This is a genomic window from Streptomyces sp. R302 (assembly GCF_012927245.1).
Lineage (GTDB): Bacteria > Actinomycetota > Actinomycetes > Streptomycetales > Streptomycetaceae > Streptomyces.
The window spans coordinates 739,760-755,061 of the sequence record NZ_JABBGE010000001.1 but is presented as its reverse complement, the minus strand read 5'-3'; the positions used below and the strand labels follow the sequence as shown (position 1 = coordinate 755,061).

Below are 15,302 nucleotides of genomic sequence, written 5' to 3'. Positions count from 1 at the left end.
GTCGGTCACGCCGAGGCCGTGCGGGAACCGTCCCGTACGCGCCGTTGTAGAACGCGTTCCAGTTCGGTGTCCCCCATGTATAGCGGAGGGGCGGTGCGTTGGGAACCCTCGCACGCCCACACTCCTGACGGTACGTCAGACATCGCCGCGGGCGCCCTGACACAGGACATTTGTCACCGCCAGGTCCGTACGCGGACGCCTGCCGCGCCCGACCCCCGGCTCCGTACCGTCGGGTCCATGACGAAGGAACCCTCGGCCGTCTTCGAGGCGGTCACCAAGGCGTACGCCTCCGTCCGCGCGGCGGACGGCCTGGACCTCACGGTGCGGCGCGGCGAGACCGTGGCCCTCCTGGGACGCAACGGCGCCGGGAAGTCGACCGCGATCGGCCTGCTCCTCGGCCTCGACACCCCCGACAGCGGCCGGGTCGCGCTCTTCGGCGACCGCCCGGACCGGGCGGTCGCCGCGGGCCGGGTCGGGGCGATGCTCCAGGAGGGCCGGCCGGTCCCCCGCGTCACGGTCCGCGAACTGGTCGGCTTCGTCGCCCGGACGTACCCGGCGCCGCTGCCCGTCGCCGACGCGCTCGCCGCGGCCGGGCTGACCTCCCTCGCGGACCGCCGGGTCGACCGGCTCTCCGGCGGCCAGGCCCAGCGCGTCCGGTTCGCCGTCGCGCTGGCCGGGAACCCGGAGCTGATCGTCCTGGACGAGCCGACGACGGCGCTCGACGTGGAGGCCCGCCGGGAGTTCTGGGAGGCGATGCATGGATACGCCCGCCGGGGCAACACCGTCCTGTTCTCCACCCACTACCTAGAGGAGGCCGACGCCCACGCGGACCGGATCGTCGTCCTCGACTCCGGCCGGATCACGGCCGCCGGCACGAGCGCGGAACTCAAGCGGGCCGCGGGCGGCAGCCTCGTCTCCTTCGACCTGGCCGGCGCCCCGACCCGGTGGCTCGGCCTGCTGCCCGGCGTCGGCTCGTACGAGGTGAGGGGCGACCGCGCCCTGCTGCGCACCACCGACTCCGACGGCACCGTGCGCGCCCTCGCCGAGCGGGGCGCGATCCGGGCGTTGGAGGTGGCGCCGGTCTCGCTGGACGACGCCTTCCTCGCCCTGACGGCACCGCAACCCGTGACCGCACCGCAGCCCCCGCAGCCTTTGGAGACAGACTGATGATCACCGCGTACGTACGCCTCGAAACACGCCGCACCCTGCGCGACCCCGCCTTCGTGATCTCCACGGTCGGCGTGCCGGTGATGCTGTACCTGCTCTTCACCAACCTCCTGGGCAGCCGCGACGACACCACCTACCGCACGGCCGCGATGATCGGCATGGCCGCGTACGGCACCCTCGGCGCGGCGCTCTCGCTCGGCACCGGTGTCGCCGAGGACAAGTCCACCGGCTGGCTCCGGCAGCTGCGGATCACCCCCATGACGCCCGGGCAGGTCGTCACGGGCCGCGCCCTGACCGGCTCGGTGGTCGTGCTGCCCGCGATCGTCTCGGTGCTGTTCGCCGGCGCCCTGGTCAACTCCGTCCGGCTGGCCGCCTGGCAGTGGGGCGCGCTGACGCTCGCCCTCTGGGCCGGCTCGCTGCCGTTCGCGCTGCTCGGCCTCGGCAACGGCTACCGGCTCACGGCCCAGACCACCGGCGTCGTCAACCTCGCCTGCAATCTCGGCCTCGCGGTCGTGGGCGGGCTCTGGTTCCCGGCGGAGCTCTTCCCGGACTGGATGCGGACCCTGGCCGCGTCCACCCCGACCTTCCGCTTCGCGGAGCTGGGCGGGAGCGTGGCCGCGGGCCACGCCCCCACCGCGGCGGCCCTCGGCGTCCTGGCCCTGTGGACGGCCCTCTTCGGCGGCTACGCGGCGGTCTCGTACCGTCGTGCGGCGAGGACTGCGTAGAACGAAGAGGAGCCCGCGTCATGACGGAAGCCCTACTGAGGCGCACGGCGGCGGTGTGCCGTCCGGCGACGGTACGGGAGCGGTGGCGGGCCAGGAGGGAGGGCGGGCCCACCGGTTTCAGCCTGCTGCCCTGGCTGCTCATGGGCCTGGGCGCCCTCTCCCACCTCGTCCAGGGCGAGGCTGCCAACCCCTGGCTCGGCGGGCTCGGCCTCTTCGCCTTCAACACCCTCTACATCGGGATCGTCTTCCGCGCCTTCGACCGGAGCCGCCGCGAGGCCCCCCTCACCTGGACGCTGCTCACCGCCCTGGCCGTCCTGGCCTTCGCGCTCGCCATCGGCTACGGCCGGGAGTGGCTGTTGCTCTTCCCGCTCCTCGGCCTCGCGGTGGGCTCCGTGGTGCGCCGCCCCCGCCTCCTGCCGACGGTCGCCCTCCCGCTCTGCGCGGCGGTCGCCGTGGTGACGCTGTGGCGGGACAGCTGGACGGCCTTCGGGGTCGTGTACGGGACGTTCATCTCGGTCATGGTGACGGCAGCGATCCTCGCCCTGGACGAGACGGTGCGGGAGCTGCGGGAGACCCGCGAGGAGCTGGCCCGGGCGGCGGTGGAGCAGGAGCGGCTGCGCTTCTCCCGGGACCTGCACGACCTGCTCGGCCACACCCTGTCGGTGATCGTGGTGAAGTCGGAGGCCGCACGGCGCCTCGTGCCGCGCGACCCGGACGCGGCGCTCGCCCAGATCACCGACATCGAGGCGGTGGGCCGCCAGGCACTCACCGAGATCCGGGAGGCGGTCACCGGCTACCGCGAGGGCAGCCTCACCACGGAGCTGGACCGGGCCCGTTCGGCGCTGGCCTCGGCGGACGTGGAGCCGGTGGTCCGGCGCTCGGGCCCCCCGCTCGAACCGGCGGCGGAGGCGCTGCTCGGCTGGGTGGTACGGGAGGCGGCAACGAACGTGGTCCGGCACGCGGGGGCGACCCGGTGCGAGATCGAGGTCACGACCGCCCCGGAGCGGACCCGCCTCACCGTCACCGACGACGGCCGGGGCCCCTCCCCCACCATCACCGGCACCGGCCTGCGCGGCCTGCGCGAACGCCTCGCGGCGGCGGGCGGCACCCTCACCACGGCCGAGGCGCCGGCCGGCGGCTTCCGCCTGACGGCGGAACTCCCGGCGTCCCCGGACCTGTACGCCCCAGGCGGGGAGGAACCATCCGGCCTAGGCTTTCGCTCGTGAACGAGATGCCTCAGGACCACCGCCCGTCCAAGTCGATCCGGGTGCTCCTCGCCGAGGACCAGGGGATGATGCGCGGGGCGCTCGCCCTGCTGCTCGGGATGGAGACGGACATCGAGGTCGTCGCCCAGGTCGGGCGGGGGGACGAGATCGTGGAGCGGGCGCTGGTGGCGCGGCCGGACGTGGCGCTGCTCGACATCGAGCTGCCGGGGCGGTCGGGGCTCGACGCGGCGGCGGAGTTGCGGGACGAGGTGCCGGACTGCCGGGTGCTGATCCTGACGACCTTCGGACGGCCCGGGTATCTGCGGCGGGCGATGGAGGCGGGGGCGGCCGGGTTCCTGGTGAAGGACGGGCCGGTGGAGGAGCTGGCGGAGGCGGTCCGGAAGGTGCTGCGGGGCGAGACCGTCATCGACCCGGCGCTCGCGGCGGCGGCGCTCGGCGCGGGACCGAACCCGCTGACGGCCCGTGAGCGGGAGGCCCTGTCGGCGGCGGTGGACGGGGCGACGATCGCGGACATCGCGGGCCGGCTCCACCTGTCGGAGTCGACCGTGCGGAACTACCTGTCGTCGGCGATCGGCAAGACCGGGACCCGGAATCGGATGGAGGCGGCTCGGGCCGCCCGGCAGCAGGGCTGGCTCTAAGACTTGATCCGTAATTCACCAGAGGGTGAGCTGCGGACTGCACGCCGTTCGGGTGCCGGGCGCTCCAGCGTGGTCGCGCGCTGGGCGCGGCTCATCTGGGGTTGCTCGGTCCCGTCGTTCGGCGGTTCGGTGAGCAGAGGTCTCCCGCGGGCGCGGCCGGGGATGCGGGTGAAGTCGTGCCACCGGCCTGTGCGGGGGCGGCCGTGGCGGTTGCCCGAGGAATCGGCGAACAGATGCCGCTGCACGCCGTTCCACACTTCGTCGGCCATATGCATGGCCAGGGCCTTGGAGGCGTGGTGCTTGAGGTGACCGGCGTCTTCGAGGTGCCTGTACGCACAGCGCTCCAGGCCCTCTCGGGACAGGCCCAGGCGCTGGCGTACGGCCTTCGCTCCCTGCTCGCCCCGCTCGTGGAAGGCGGCCCAGTACGCATCGACCTTGGCGCGGGCGTCGCGCTGGACGGCCGCTTGACCAACCACATCGCGCCGAACAGTTTCTCCAGCCGGGCGAGGTCGGCGGGGTCGGTGACGGCCAGCGGCAGCACCATCACCGACACCATCCCGTCATCGGGCTTGGCCCACTTCGGAGCTTTGTTCCTCCCCCGGAACTTCCGCCCCTGGGCAGCCTGCATCACTGTCACCCCCCTTCCATCAAATGCCTGATCTAATTGAATCGACGTATGGAGGAGGCGGCACCCGAAGCGCGGAGATTGATCGATCTTTTCTCACACAGGAAGAAAATCACCTATTTAGGCCGTGCTGTCCGTTCGTGTGTGTCCGTTCGTATCGAAGCTCAACGTCACCAGCCTGCCGTCCCGCATCCTGCCCCAGTGGACTGGCCTGTCCGTCAAGGCTTCTCTCGTCCTGCCGACCCCCGCATCCTCGACCGGCTTATGTCGCCTTGGCCTTTCGGGGCAGCCAGACGGCCATCAGGGCCGCTGCCGCCAGGAGGATGCCCGTGGAGACGCGGAAGGCCGTCGCGTAGCCGGGGACCAGGTGGGCGGGGTCCGGGGTGGCGGCGGCCGCGACTGTGGTCAGCAGGGCGAGGCCGATCGCGCCGCCCATCGTCCGGGAGGTGTTGACGAGGCCGGAGACGAGGCCCGCGTCGCCGGGGGCGGCCCCGGAGGTGGCGAGGGTGGCGAGCGGCGTGGTGGCGAGGCCGATGCCGGCCATCATGAGGATGCCGGGGCCGAGGACCGTGGTGAGGAAGGTGCCGTCGGCGGTGAGGGTGGACTGCCAGGCGAAGCCGGCCGCCGCCGTGAGGATGCCGGCGATCGCGAGCGTCCGGGCGCCGGTGACGGCCATCAGGCGGGGCGCGGTCTTGGAGCCGACGAGGACGGCCAGCGAGCTGGGCACGAGGGCGAGTCCGGCCTGGAGCGGGGTGTAGCCGAGGACGTTCTGGGCGTACACCGTCATGAAGAACCACATGCCGAAGGAGGCGGAGCCGCAGAGCATGATGCCGGTGTTGGCGGCGGACACGGCCCGGTTGCGGAAGATGCCGAGGGGGACCAGGGGTTCCTTCGTGCGCTTCTCGACCGCGACGAAGACCGCCAGGAGCGCGAGGCCGCCGAGCAGCGGCAGCAGCGTCGCGGCGGAGGTCCAGCCGGCCATCTCGGTCTGCACGATGCCGTACGCGAGCGTCGCCAGGCCCCCGGTGACGAGGACCGCGCCGGGCAGGTCCAGGCGGCGCCCCTCCGCGGTGCGGCTCTCGGCGAGCCAGAGGACGGCCGCGGCGAGGATGAGGACGCCGAGGGGCGCGTTGACGAGGAGCACCCAGCGCCAGTTCAGGAGGTCGACGAGGAGGCCGCCGACGAAGCCGCCCGCGGCGCCGCCCGCCGCGCCGACCGCCGTCCAGGTGGCGATGGCCCGGGTGCGGGCCGCGCCGGGCGGGACGGCGGAGGTGACGAGGGTGAGGGTGGCCGGGGAGAGCGCCGCCGCGCCGAGTCCCTGCGCGGCCCGCGCCGCGACGAGGTAGCCGCCCTCGGGGGCGAGGCCGCCGACGACGGAGGCGGCGGTGAAGAGCCCGAGACCTGCGAGGAACATGGTCTTGCGCCCGTACAAGTCGGCCGCCCTGCCGCCGAGGAGCATGAAGCCGGCGAAGGCGATCGCGTAGGCGTTGAGGACCCACTGGAGGCCGAGGGTGCCGAGGCCGAGGTCGGCCTTGAGGGACGGCAGCGCCACGTTCATGACCGACACGTCGAGGACGACGAGGAACTGCCCGGCGCAGGCGACGAGGACGACGAGCCAGGGCCGGGCGGTGCGTATGAAGGGGCGGGTGGCGGTGCTTCCGGTGGCGGAGTCGGTCTGCGGCATGCGTGTCATGGTCGCAGAGCGGCTCCGCCCCGTACATGCGGAAAGAGTCCTACGACTCGCGACGCAGCAGGGTCACGACCGCTGCGCCGCCGAGGCCGATGTTGTGGGCGAGGCCGACGCGGGCGCCGGGGACCTGGCGGTCGGCGGCCTCGCCGCGGAGCTGGCGGACGAGTTCGGCGGTCTGGGCGAGGCCGGTGGCGCCGAGCGGGTGCCCCTTGGAGATGAGGCCGCCGGAGGGGTTGACCACCCACCGGCCGCCGTAGGTGGTGGCGCCGGACTCGACGAGCTTGCCGGAAGCGCCCTCCGCGCACATGCCGAGGGCCTCGTAGGTGAGGAGCTCGTTGATGGAGAAGCAGTCGTGGAGCTCGATGACGTCGACGTCCTCGATGCCGAGCCCGGAGGCCTCGTACGCCTGCCGCGCGGCCTCCCGCGACATGGGCCGGCCGACGGCGTCGACGCAGGAGCCGGAGGCGAAGGACTCTCCGGTGTCGGTGGTCATGGCCTGGCCCGCGATCTCCACGGCCCGCCCTTCCAGGCCGTGTTCCGCGACGAAGCGCGCGGAGACGACGAGGGCGGCGGCGGCGCCGTCGGAGGTGGGCGAGCACTGGAGCCTGGTGAGCGGATGGTGCACGGGCTTCGCGGCGAGGACCTCCTCGACCGTGTACACGTCCTGGAACTGGGCCTGGGGGTTGCGCGAGGAGTGGAGGTGGTTCTTGGCGGCGACGGCGGCGAGCTGCGCCTCGGTGGTGCCGTACCGCTCCATGTGCTCGCGGGCGGCGTTGCCGAAGATCTGCGCGGTGGGCGGGGAGGCCTCGAAGCCGTGGGCGGCGGCCATGATGCCGTAGTGCCGGGCGACGGGTGAGGTGGCGAAGTCTCCGGCGCCGCTGCCGCCGCCCAGCGAGCCCCGGCTCATCTTCTCGAAGCCGAGGGCGAGGACGCAGTCGGCGATGCCGCCCTCGACGAACTGGCGGGCGGTCATGAGGGCGGTGGAGCCGGTGGCGCAGTTGTTGTTGAGGTTGTAGACGGGAAGTCCGGTGAGGCCGAGTTCGTAGACGGCGCGCTGCCCGGCGGTGGAGGCCTGGAAGCAGTAGCCGACGGCGGCCTGTTCGACCTTCTCGTACGGGACGCCGGCGTCGGCGAGGGCGGCGGTGCCGGCCTCGCGGGCCATGTCCCAGTACTGCCAGTCCCGGGTCTCGGGCTTCTCGAACTTCGTCATGCCGACACCGACGACGTACGACTTCATGAGGGCCTCTCGGTCAGTCTCGCGGGAGGCCGAGCAGGCGCTCGGCGACGACGTTGAGCTGGACTTGCGTGGTGCCGCCCGCGATGGTCAGGCAGCGGGACATGAGGAAGCCGTGGACGGCCGCCGCGCCGGCGCCCTCGGCCACGGCGCCGTCGGGGCCGAGGAGTTCGAGGGCGAGTTCGGCGGTCTTCTGCTGGTGGAGGGTCTGGACGAGCTTGCGGACGCTGGCGCCCGCGCCGGGTTCGAGTCCCGACACCTGGAGGAGGGTGGTGCGCAGGCCGATGCAGGCGAGCGCGTGGGCCTCGGCGAGGAGGGCGCCGGTGCGGGCGCGGACGGAGCCGTCGGCTTCGGCGGAGGCCTTGATGAGCGCTTCGAGGCCGGTGTCGAAGACGACCTGGTCGGCCATGTGGACGCGTTCGTTGCCGAGGGTGGTGCGGGCGACCCGCCAGCCGTCGCCCACCTCGCCGACGACGGCGTCGGCGGGGAGGACGGCGCCGTCGAACCAGACCTCGTTGAAGAGGGAGTCCCCGGTGATCTCCTTCAGCGGGCGGATGTCGATGCCGGGGGTGTTCCTCATGTCGACGAGGAAGTAGCTGAGGCCCCGGTGTTTGGGGGCGGCGGGGTCGGTGCGGGCGAGGAGGATGCCGAAGTCGGCCTCCTGCGCGGCGCTCGTCCACACCTTCTGTCCGGTGATGCGCCAGCCGCCGTCCTCGGTGCGTTCGGCGCGGGTGCGGAGGGAGGCGAGGTCGGAGCCGGCGCCGGGCTCGGAGAAGAGCTGGCACCAGCGCCGTTCGCCGCGGAGGGTGGGGCCGAGGTGGGTCTCCTGCTGGGCGGGGCTGCCGTGGGCGAGGAGGGACGGTACGACCCAGGTGGCGATGGAGAGTCCGGCGATCGTGACGCCCGCCTCGTCGAGTTCGCGCTGGACGGCGAGCTGCTGGAGCGGCCCGGCGCCGAGGCCGTACGGCTCCGGGAGGTGCGGGGCGGCGTGGCCGGTGCGGGCGAGGACGCGGCGGGCGGCGGCCGGGTCGAGTCCGGCGGCGGGGGCGATGGCGGCGCGGGCGGCCTCGCGGTACTGCTCCGCGGCGGCCGGCAGGTCGAGGCGGAGGGAGCGGCGCGGGCCGGTGGCGGCGTGCCGGAGGGCGTCGAGCCGGAAGCGGTCGCCGGTGCCGAGGAGCTGGCGGGCGACGAGGGCGCGGCGCAGCAGGATGTGGGCGTCGTGTTCCCAGGTGAAGCCGATGCCGCCGAGGATCTGGACGCAGTCCTTGGCGCAGGTGTGGGCGGCGTCGAGGGCGGTGGCGGCGGCGAGCGCGGCGACGAGGGGCCGGGCGGGGTCGTCGGCGGCGCGGGCGGCATCCCAGGCGAGGGCGCGGGCCTGTTCGAGCCGGACGAGCATGTCGGCGCAGAGGTGTTTGACGCCCTGGAACTTCCCGATGGGGTGCCCGAACTGTTCGCGGGTGCGGGCGTGTTCGGCGGCGGTGTCGACGGCGCGGGCGGCGGTGCCGCAGGCGTCGGCGGCGAAGAGGACGGCGGCGAGGTCGTGGACGAGGCCGGTGTCGAGGGCGAGCGCGCGGTCGGCGGGCACGGGGACGGCGGCGGCCCCGACCTCGGCGGTGGGCCGGGTGGGGTCGGCGGAGGCGTGGGGGCGGACGGCGAGGCGCGGTCCGGCGGCGGCACGGGCACGGACGTCGGGACCCGGCCCGGCGGCGGCACGGGCACGGACGTCGGGACCCGGCCCGTCGGCGGCACGGGCACGGACGTCGGGACCCGGCCCGTCGGCGGCGCGGGCACGGACGTCGGGGCCCGGCCCGTCGGCCGGGTGCGCGTCGACGGCGAGCCAGACGGTGCCGTCGGCGGTGGCGGCCTGGAGGAGGAGCAGGTCGGCCTGGGCGGCGCCGAGGACGGGGGGCGCGGTGCCGTCGAGGAGGTATCCGGCGCCGGTGCGTACGGCGGTGAGGGTGCCGGTTCCGCCGAGGGCGACGGCGCCGACGCGGCGGCCTTCGGCGAGGTCGGCGAGGAGGGGCCCGTGCGCGCCCGCCCGGCGCAGGAGTTCGGCGGCGAGGACGGAGGGGAGGTAGGGGCCGGGGAGCAGGGCCCGGGCGGTCTCCTCGACGACGACGGCGAGGTCGTCGAGGCCGCCGCCCCCGCCGCCGTGCTCCTCCGGTACGTGGATCCCGAGGAGGCCCTGCGCGGCGGCGGCGTGCCAGTACGCGGGCGGGCCGGCGGGCGGCTCGGGCGCGTCGAGCAGGCGGCGGAGCTCCTCGGGGGGTGCGGCGCGGGTGAGCCAGGCGCGGACGGACCGGGCGAGGTCCCGCTGTTCGTGCGTGATGGCGATGCCCATGGCGCGCAGAGTAGAACACGTTCCACTACGACGGAAGGCCACATCTGACGGAAGGTCAGATGTGGCCCGCGTCTCACAGGGGGAGGCGACTCACTCCCCGTCCGGTACGCCCTCCGGCTCCGCGGGCTTCGTCAGCAGGACGTCCCGCGCCTGTTCGGCGGCGCGGACGATGGCCTCGCTGACGAAGTCCATGAAGCGGGCGACGTTCTCCAGGCGGGCGGCGGCGGGGGTGCCGGGACCGAGGACGGCGACGCCCTGCCGGGCGATCTCGACCATCTGCTCGTTGGCCTTGGCGGCGGCGATCATCGACTGGTACCAGAGCTCGTCGTCGACGATGTACCGCTCGCGGCGCCGGTCGTCGCGCTCGCGGCGGATGAGGCTCTGGCCCTCCAGGAAGGCGATGGCCTTGGAGATGGAGCCGGCGCTGACCTGGAGCCGCTCGCCGAGTTCGCCGGCGGTGAGGCTGCCCGCGTCGGTGGCGTAGAGGGCGGCGAGGACGCGGGCGGTCATCCGGGGCAGACCGCTCTGCATGAAGACGGTGGCGAACGCCTCCTCGTAGTCGCGCACGGCCTCCGCGTCCCGCCCGTCCGCCCGCGCGGCCGGCACCGCGGCGGCGCCCCCGGGCCTGCGGCGCCGGGCGCGGCCCTCGGTGGCGCGGTGCGCCAGGTCGGGGCGGTAGGCGGTGGGTCCGCCGTTGCGCATCACCTCGCGGGTGACGGTGGAGGTGGGGCGGTCGAGCCGCCTGCCGATCTCCGCGTACGCGAGCCCGTCGGCCAGTCCCAGCGCGATCTGCTGACGTTCCTGCTGAGTGAGCCTGCCTCCCGGCATCGCGCTCCCCTTTCGACTTCGCCCCCGTGCGTGCACAACGCGGCCAGCATAGCGTTCACCCTCCCTCCATTGCAACGCAACGGATCGGCGACGTTGCATCAATTCTCGATCCATTGCAACGAAATCTCGGCACCGACCTGCAAATACATCAATCCAGTGCAACGAAGTAGTTGCTAGATCTTGGAAAGCAACGTAGCTTTTCTCGTGTCGGAAACGCCGACGGAACACCACTCCACAAGGAGCGCCCCTCATGCAGACCTTCGCCGCCGCCGCCCCGATCGCCGCCCTCGTCGCCGTCCCGGCCGGTCACCTCCGCTTCATCGCCGCCGACCGCAAGGACGTCACCGTCGACGTCCGCCCCGCCTCCGCCGGCCGGTCCCGTGACGTGAAGGCCGCCGAGGAGACCACGGTCGCCTTCGCGGACGGCGTCCTGCGGATCACCGCCCCCGAGGCGAAGAACCAGCTGTTCGGCGCCTCCGGCTCCGTCGAGATCACCGTCCAGCTCCCGGCCGGGTCCTCCGTCGAGGGCAAGGCCGCCGCCGCGGACCTGCGCGGTGTCGGACGGCTCGGGGACGTCACCTTCGAGGCCGCCCAGGGCCCGGTCAAGCTCGACGAGGCCGGCCGCGTCCGCCTCGCCCTCCAGGACGGGGACATCACCCTCGGCCGCGTCAACGGCGACGCCGAACTCACCACCGCCCGCGGCGACCTGCGGATCGCCGAGGCGACGGCCGGTTCGGTGGAGCTGAGCACGCAGTCCGGCTCGATCTCGGTCGGCGCCGCCCGCGGCGTCGCCGCGACCCTCGACGCCGGCACCTCCTACGGCCGCGTCAGCAACGGCCTCCGGAACGCCGAGGGCGCGGGCGCCGGCCTCGCCATCCGCGCCACCACCTCCTACGGCGACATCTCCGCCCACTCCAACTGAGACCGCCACCCCTGTGGCGCCCCCGCACGACCCGCACGACCCGCACGACCCGTACGCCCCCCGCGGCCCGGGCCGGGACTCACCTCCCGCCCGGGCCGAAGCGGTTCCGGTACGCCGACGGGGACAGGCCCGTCTCGCGGCGCACCAGGGTCCGCAGATGGGCCGCCGTGCCGAGCCCGCTCGCCCGCGCCACCACGTCGAGCCGGGCCTCCCCGCGCTCCAGGAGCCGGCGGGCCAGCGTCACCCGCTCCCCCGTCAGCCAGGCCAGCGGGGTCGTGCCCAGCTCCGCCCGGAAGCGCCGGTGCAGGGTCGCGGGACTGACGGCCGCCCGCGCGGCGAGGTCGGCCACCGTCAGCGGCCGGTCGAGGCGCTCCTGCGCCCAGGCGAGGACCGGCGCGAGCGACTCCTCGGGGACCTCCGGCACGGGCCGCTCGATGAACTGCCGCTGCCCGCCGTCCCGGTGGGCGGCGAAGACGAGCCGCCGGCTCACCGCGCTCGCGACCTCCGCCCCGTGGTCGCGCCGCACCACGTGCAGGCCCAGGTCGAGCGCCGCCGCGCTGCCCGCCGCCGTCAGGATGTCGCCGTCGTCGACGAACAGCACGTCCTCCTCCAGGCGTACGGCCGGGAACCGCGCCCGGAAGGCGTCCGCCCACTGCCAGTGCGCCGTCGCCCGCCGCCCGTCCAGGACGCCCGCCTCCGCGAGCGTGAACGCCCCGCTGCAGAAGCCGATCAGCCGCGCCCCGCGCGCGTGCGCCCGCCGGATCGCGTCGAGGACGGCGGGGCGGCGCGGCACGGCCACGTCGGGCCGGTTCGGCACGATGACGGTGTCGGCGGCGTCCGCCGCCTCAAGCCCCCGGACCCCGGTCAGCGTGAAGAAGCCGTCCCGCATCAGGGTCTCCGGCTCCGGCGAGCAGAGCCCGAAGTCGTACAGCAGCTCCCGCCCCTCCCCCAGCTCCGGCCTGCGCAGGCCGAAGACCTCGCTGGCGCAGCCGAGCTCGAAGGGGTTGGAGTTGGCGTCGACGATCACGACGACCCGGTGAAGGGCGGACGGACTCGGGCCGTGCTGCGAGGATCCTTGCGACATACGCGATTCCTAGCACTCCCGCTCCGCTCCCGCCACGACGAGGATCACCCCATGACCCGCAACGAACCCGTCGCCCTCGCCGCCGCCCTCGCCTCCTTCGACGCCCTGTGGAGCCCCCGGATCGTCACCCGCGTCAACGACTACGACGTGCGCGTGGCCAAGGTCGAGGGCGAGCACCTGTGGCACGCGCACGACGACACCGACGAGTTCTTCCTCGTCCTCGACGGCGAGCTGTCGATCGCGCTCCGCGAACCGGACGGCGAGCGCACGGTCCGCCTCCCGAAGGGCTCGGTCTTCACCGTCCCCCGGGGCGTCGAGCACAAGCCGTACGCCCCCGCCGGCGCGTCGATCCTCCTCCTCGAACCCACCGGCACCTCCACGGTCGGCGACCGCCACGACCCGGTCCCGGCCCACGTGGACGCGACGACGGGCCACGCCCTCGACCTGTGACCACGGGCCGCGTGACCCGCACCCTGTCGGCCCCGTGACGACATTCGTACAAGACCGGGGCCGGCGGCCCGGGCATCCTCCCGTGCATGGCTATCCACGACGGTAAGCATGTGCACGGGATGCGCGTGGTCCACGACGGCCCCCGGGAGGCGCCGCCGCTGGTGCTCATCCACGGATCGGGGGCCTCGGGCAGCTCCTGGGGCCCGGTGGTGCCGGCCCTGGCCGGCCGGTACCACGTCATCCGGATCGACCTCCCGGGCCACGGCCAGTCCCCGCCCGCGCCGTCGTACGACGTGCCCGGGCAGGCCGCCGGCCTGGCCAAGGTGCTCGACGAGCTCGGCCTTCGTCCGGTCACGGTGGCCGGGCACTCCAGCGGCGGATACATCGCCACCGCCCTCGCCGAACAGCGCCCGGACCTGGTGGGTTCGCTCGCGCTGATCAGCAGTGGCCCGAGTCCCGACGCGCTCCTTCCGCAGCCCGCCTTCCTCCGGGTCCTGATCGGCCCGCCGCTCGGCCCGCTCGTATGGAGGATCCGTTCCGACGCGATGCTCCGCCGGGGGGTGACCTCGGTGTGCAACCGCCCGGTGGACGTCCCGGACGAGCTGATCGCCGACGTACGGGACATCGGCTACCGCACGTTCAAGACGGTGCTGCGCCAGAACACCGCGTACATCGCCGAGAGGAGCGTCCCCGCGCGCCTGACCGCACTCGACGTCCCTGTTCTGGTGATCTTCGGCGCTGCCGACCCCCGCTGGGACCCGGCTTCGGCGCACGACTACGACACCGTGCCGAACGCGCGGGTCGAGCAGCTGCCCGACGTCGGGCACTTCCCGATGCTCGAAGCGCCGGAGGCGACCGGCGAGTTGCTGCTGGACTTCGCGGCCACGGTCCGCTGACCCCCCTCGTCTAGCCTGGTGCCGTGAGGTCCACCGAACCACCACCCGACTGGGCGTCGTTGGAGGTCGCCGTGCCCGGGAAGCCGGGCCGGCTGCCGGGGGTCGGCATGGCCGGGTTCCGCCGACGTGCCCCGGCGCACATGGATGTCGCCATGCTGGATGTCGCCATGATGGACATCGCCATGGTCGCGCACCCCTCGATCACTCTGTTCATGGACCTGAGCGAGGGAGAGGGCCTCGTCCACGACGCCCACGGCCGGCGCGAACGCGGCAGCACGGTCGTCGGGCTGGTACCGCGCGGCCTTCGGCTCGGGGGCCGGGCGACAGCCGGGATCGAGTGCCTCCAGATCCGGTTGTCGCCGGTCCTGGCGGTCGCGGTGTTCGGAGCATCGACCGACCTCAGCGGGACGGTGGTCTCCCTGGAGGACGTCTGGGGCCGCGACGCCGGGAGAACCGAGGACAGGCTGCGGGCCGCCACGTCGTGGGACGAGCGGTTCACGATCGCGGCGGAGGTCCTCGGCCGACGGATCAGCGCCCGCCCCTCGCTCGATCCTGAGGTGGCCGCCGCCTGGCGGCTGATGCGCGCCGGCCGAGGACGGGTGCGCGTCGACAGCCTGGCGAACGAGGTGGGTTGGAGCCGTCAGCGCCTGTGGTCCCGCTTCCGGTCCCAGATCGGCCTCACCCCCAAACACGCCGCCCGGCTGGTGCGCTTCGACCACGCCGCCCATCTCCTCGCGGCAGGCAACGCCGCCGCCCAGGTGGCAGCCGCGAGCGGCTACGCCGACCAGGCCCACCTCCACCGCGAGGTCAAGGCGTTCACCGGGGTGACGCCCACCGCCGTAGCCGCTGCGCCCTGGCTCGCCATCGACGACGTCGCGTGGCCGGCCTCGTTCGCGGACCCGCCGCCGTCGACGCATCCGATCCGCGCATGAGAAGGATCCGCGCATGAGAAGGGCGCGCCGCTCCTCCTCGTGTTGTCAGTGGGCGCTGTCACGATGGCGACGAGACCGGACGACACGATCACGAAAGGGCGTACGCGCCATGGGGACCTGGGACATCGGACCGTTCGACAACGACACGGCGGCGGACTTCTCGTACCGGGTGGACGAGGCCCCGGACGGGAAGAAGGCGGAGGTGCTGCTCGCGGCCTTCCGGGAGGTGACCGGGACCGGGGAGGAGTACCTGGACTCGGATTTCGGGGCGGAGGCGCTCGCGGCCGCCGCGCTGGTGGCGGCGCGGTGTCCGGGCGGGGAGCCGGTGACGAGCTCGTACGGGCCGAAGGCGCCGGTCGGAGACCTGCCGGTGGCGCTGCTGCGGGCGGAGGCCGTCGCCGCGCTGGACCGGGTGCTCGCCGAGCCGTCCGAACTGCTCGAACTCTGGGAGGAGTCGGACGGCGAGGAGTGGAAGGCGGGGGTGCTGAAGCTGCGGGGCGTGCTGGCGGGGGCCTGACCGGTCGTCGCCTCGGCCCGTCCGCCG

Annotated in this window: 15 protein-coding genes; 10 read left to right on the top strand and 5 right to left on the bottom strand. The window is 74.0% G+C overall.

Features of this window, described 5'->3' with window-relative positions; genetic code table 11:
* Positions 1-237: 237 nt before the first annotated feature.
* The 5 genes from HHL19_RS03485 (at position 238) to HHL19_RS03465 (ending at position 4,415) form a co-directional block, all read left to right on the top strand.
* Positions 238-1,167, top strand: coding sequence for an ABC transporter ATP-binding protein (locus HHL19_RS03485; RefSeq protein WP_169085352.1), 930 nt, complete (start codon positions 238-240; stop codon positions 1,165-1,167).
* Positions 1,168-1,169: 2 nt separating this feature from the next.
* Positions 1,170-1,892: an ABC transporter permease gene (locus HHL19_RS03480; protein ID WP_169086273.1), complete on the top strand. Its 723-nt coding sequence runs from the start codon at positions 1,170-1,172 to the stop codon at positions 1,890-1,892.
* Between the two features lie 20 nt (positions 1,893-1,912).
* Positions 1,913-3,118, top strand: a complete 1,206-nt coding sequence (locus HHL19_RS03475) for a sensor histidine kinase (protein WP_169085350.1) — start codon at positions 1,913-1,915, stop codon at positions 3,116-3,118.
* Positions 3,119-3,123: 5 nt separating this feature from the next.
* Entirely contained in the window at positions 3,124-3,756 is a 633-nt protein-coding gene (locus HHL19_RS03470) for a response regulator transcription factor (protein WP_169086271.1), read from the top strand.
* A 233-nt stretch (positions 3,757-3,989) separates the two neighbouring features.
* Positions 3,990-4,415, top strand: a complete 426-nt coding sequence (locus tag HHL19_RS03465) for a hypothetical protein (RefSeq protein ID WP_169085348.1) — start codon at positions 3,990-3,992, stop codon at positions 4,413-4,415.
* Positions 4,416-4,643: 228 nt separating this feature from the next.
* On the opposite strand, the gene HHL19_RS03460 is transcribed toward HHL19_RS03465, so the two are convergent.
* The 4 genes from HHL19_RS03460 to HHL19_RS03445 form a co-directional block, all read right to left on the bottom strand.
* The gene (locus HHL19_RS03460; protein ID WP_240981385.1) at positions 4,644-6,065 is read right to left on the bottom strand and encodes a DHA2 family efflux MFS transporter permease subunit; all 1,422 of its coding nucleotides are present in this window, start codon (positions 6,063-6,065) and stop codon (positions 4,644-4,646) included.
* A 49-nt stretch (positions 6,066-6,114) separates the two neighbouring features.
* Positions 6,115-7,308 (bottom strand): lipid-transfer protein, encoded by a 1,194-nt coding sequence (locus HHL19_RS03455; protein WP_169085344.1) that lies wholly within the window; start codon positions 7,306-7,308, stop codon positions 6,115-6,117.
* 13 nt (positions 7,309-7,321) lie between these two features.
* On the bottom strand, positions 7,322-9,646 hold the full coding sequence (locus HHL19_RS03450; protein WP_169085342.1) for an acyl-CoA dehydrogenase: 2,325 nt from the start codon (positions 9,644-9,646) through the stop codon (positions 7,322-7,324).
* A gap of 90 nt (positions 9,647-9,736) precedes the next feature.
* Positions 9,737-10,474: a helix-turn-helix domain-containing protein gene (locus HHL19_RS03445; protein ID WP_169085340.1), complete on the bottom strand. Its 738-nt coding sequence runs from the start codon at positions 10,472-10,474 to the stop codon at positions 9,737-9,739.
* Between the two features lie 250 nt (positions 10,475-10,724).
* On the opposite strand from HHL19_RS03445, the gene HHL19_RS03440 reads away from it, so the two are divergent.
* On the top strand, positions 10,725-11,396 hold the full coding sequence (locus HHL19_RS03440; RefSeq protein WP_169085338.1) for a DUF4097 family beta strand repeat-containing protein: 672 nt from the start codon (positions 10,725-10,727) through the stop codon (positions 11,394-11,396).
* A gap of 79 nt (positions 11,397-11,475) precedes the next feature.
* Here the strand turns inward: HHL19_RS03440 and HHL19_RS03435 are convergent, their stop codons facing one another.
* Positions 11,476-12,480 carry a helix-turn-helix domain-containing protein gene (locus tag HHL19_RS03435; RefSeq protein ID WP_169085336.1) on the bottom strand — a complete coding sequence of 335 codons (1,005 nt, stop codon included), beginning with the start codon at positions 12,478-12,480 and terminating at the stop codon, positions 11,476-11,478.
* Positions 12,481-12,531: 51 nt separating this feature from the next.
* Here HHL19_RS03435 and HHL19_RS03430 point away from each other — a divergent pair, with 51 nt between their 5' ends.
* The 4 genes from HHL19_RS03430 to HHL19_RS03415 all read left to right on the top strand — a co-directional run bounded on the left by HHL19_RS03430 (position 12,532) and on the right by HHL19_RS03415 (position 15,275).
* Positions 12,532-12,930 carry a cupin domain-containing protein gene (locus tag HHL19_RS03430; RefSeq protein ID WP_169085334.1) on the top strand — a complete coding sequence of 133 codons (399 nt, stop codon included), beginning with the start codon at positions 12,532-12,534 and terminating at the stop codon, positions 12,928-12,930.
* An 86-nt stretch (positions 12,931-13,016) separates the two neighbouring features.
* The gene (locus tag HHL19_RS03425) at positions 13,017-13,826 is read left to right on the top strand and encodes an alpha/beta hydrolase (RefSeq protein WP_169085332.1); all 810 of its coding nucleotides are present in this window, start codon (positions 13,017-13,019) and stop codon (positions 13,824-13,826) included.
* Between the two features lie 23 nt (positions 13,827-13,849).
* The gene (locus HHL19_RS03420; protein WP_346768242.1) at positions 13,850-14,758 is read left to right on the top strand and encodes a helix-turn-helix domain-containing protein; all 909 of its coding nucleotides are present in this window, start codon (positions 13,850-13,852) and stop codon (positions 14,756-14,758) included.
* A 109-nt stretch (positions 14,759-14,867) separates the two neighbouring features.
* Positions 14,868-15,275: a DUF4259 domain-containing protein gene (locus tag HHL19_RS03415; protein WP_169085330.1), complete on the top strand. Its 408-nt coding sequence runs from the start codon at positions 14,868-14,870 to the stop codon at positions 15,273-15,275.
* Positions 15,276-15,302 lie beyond the last annotated feature (27 nt).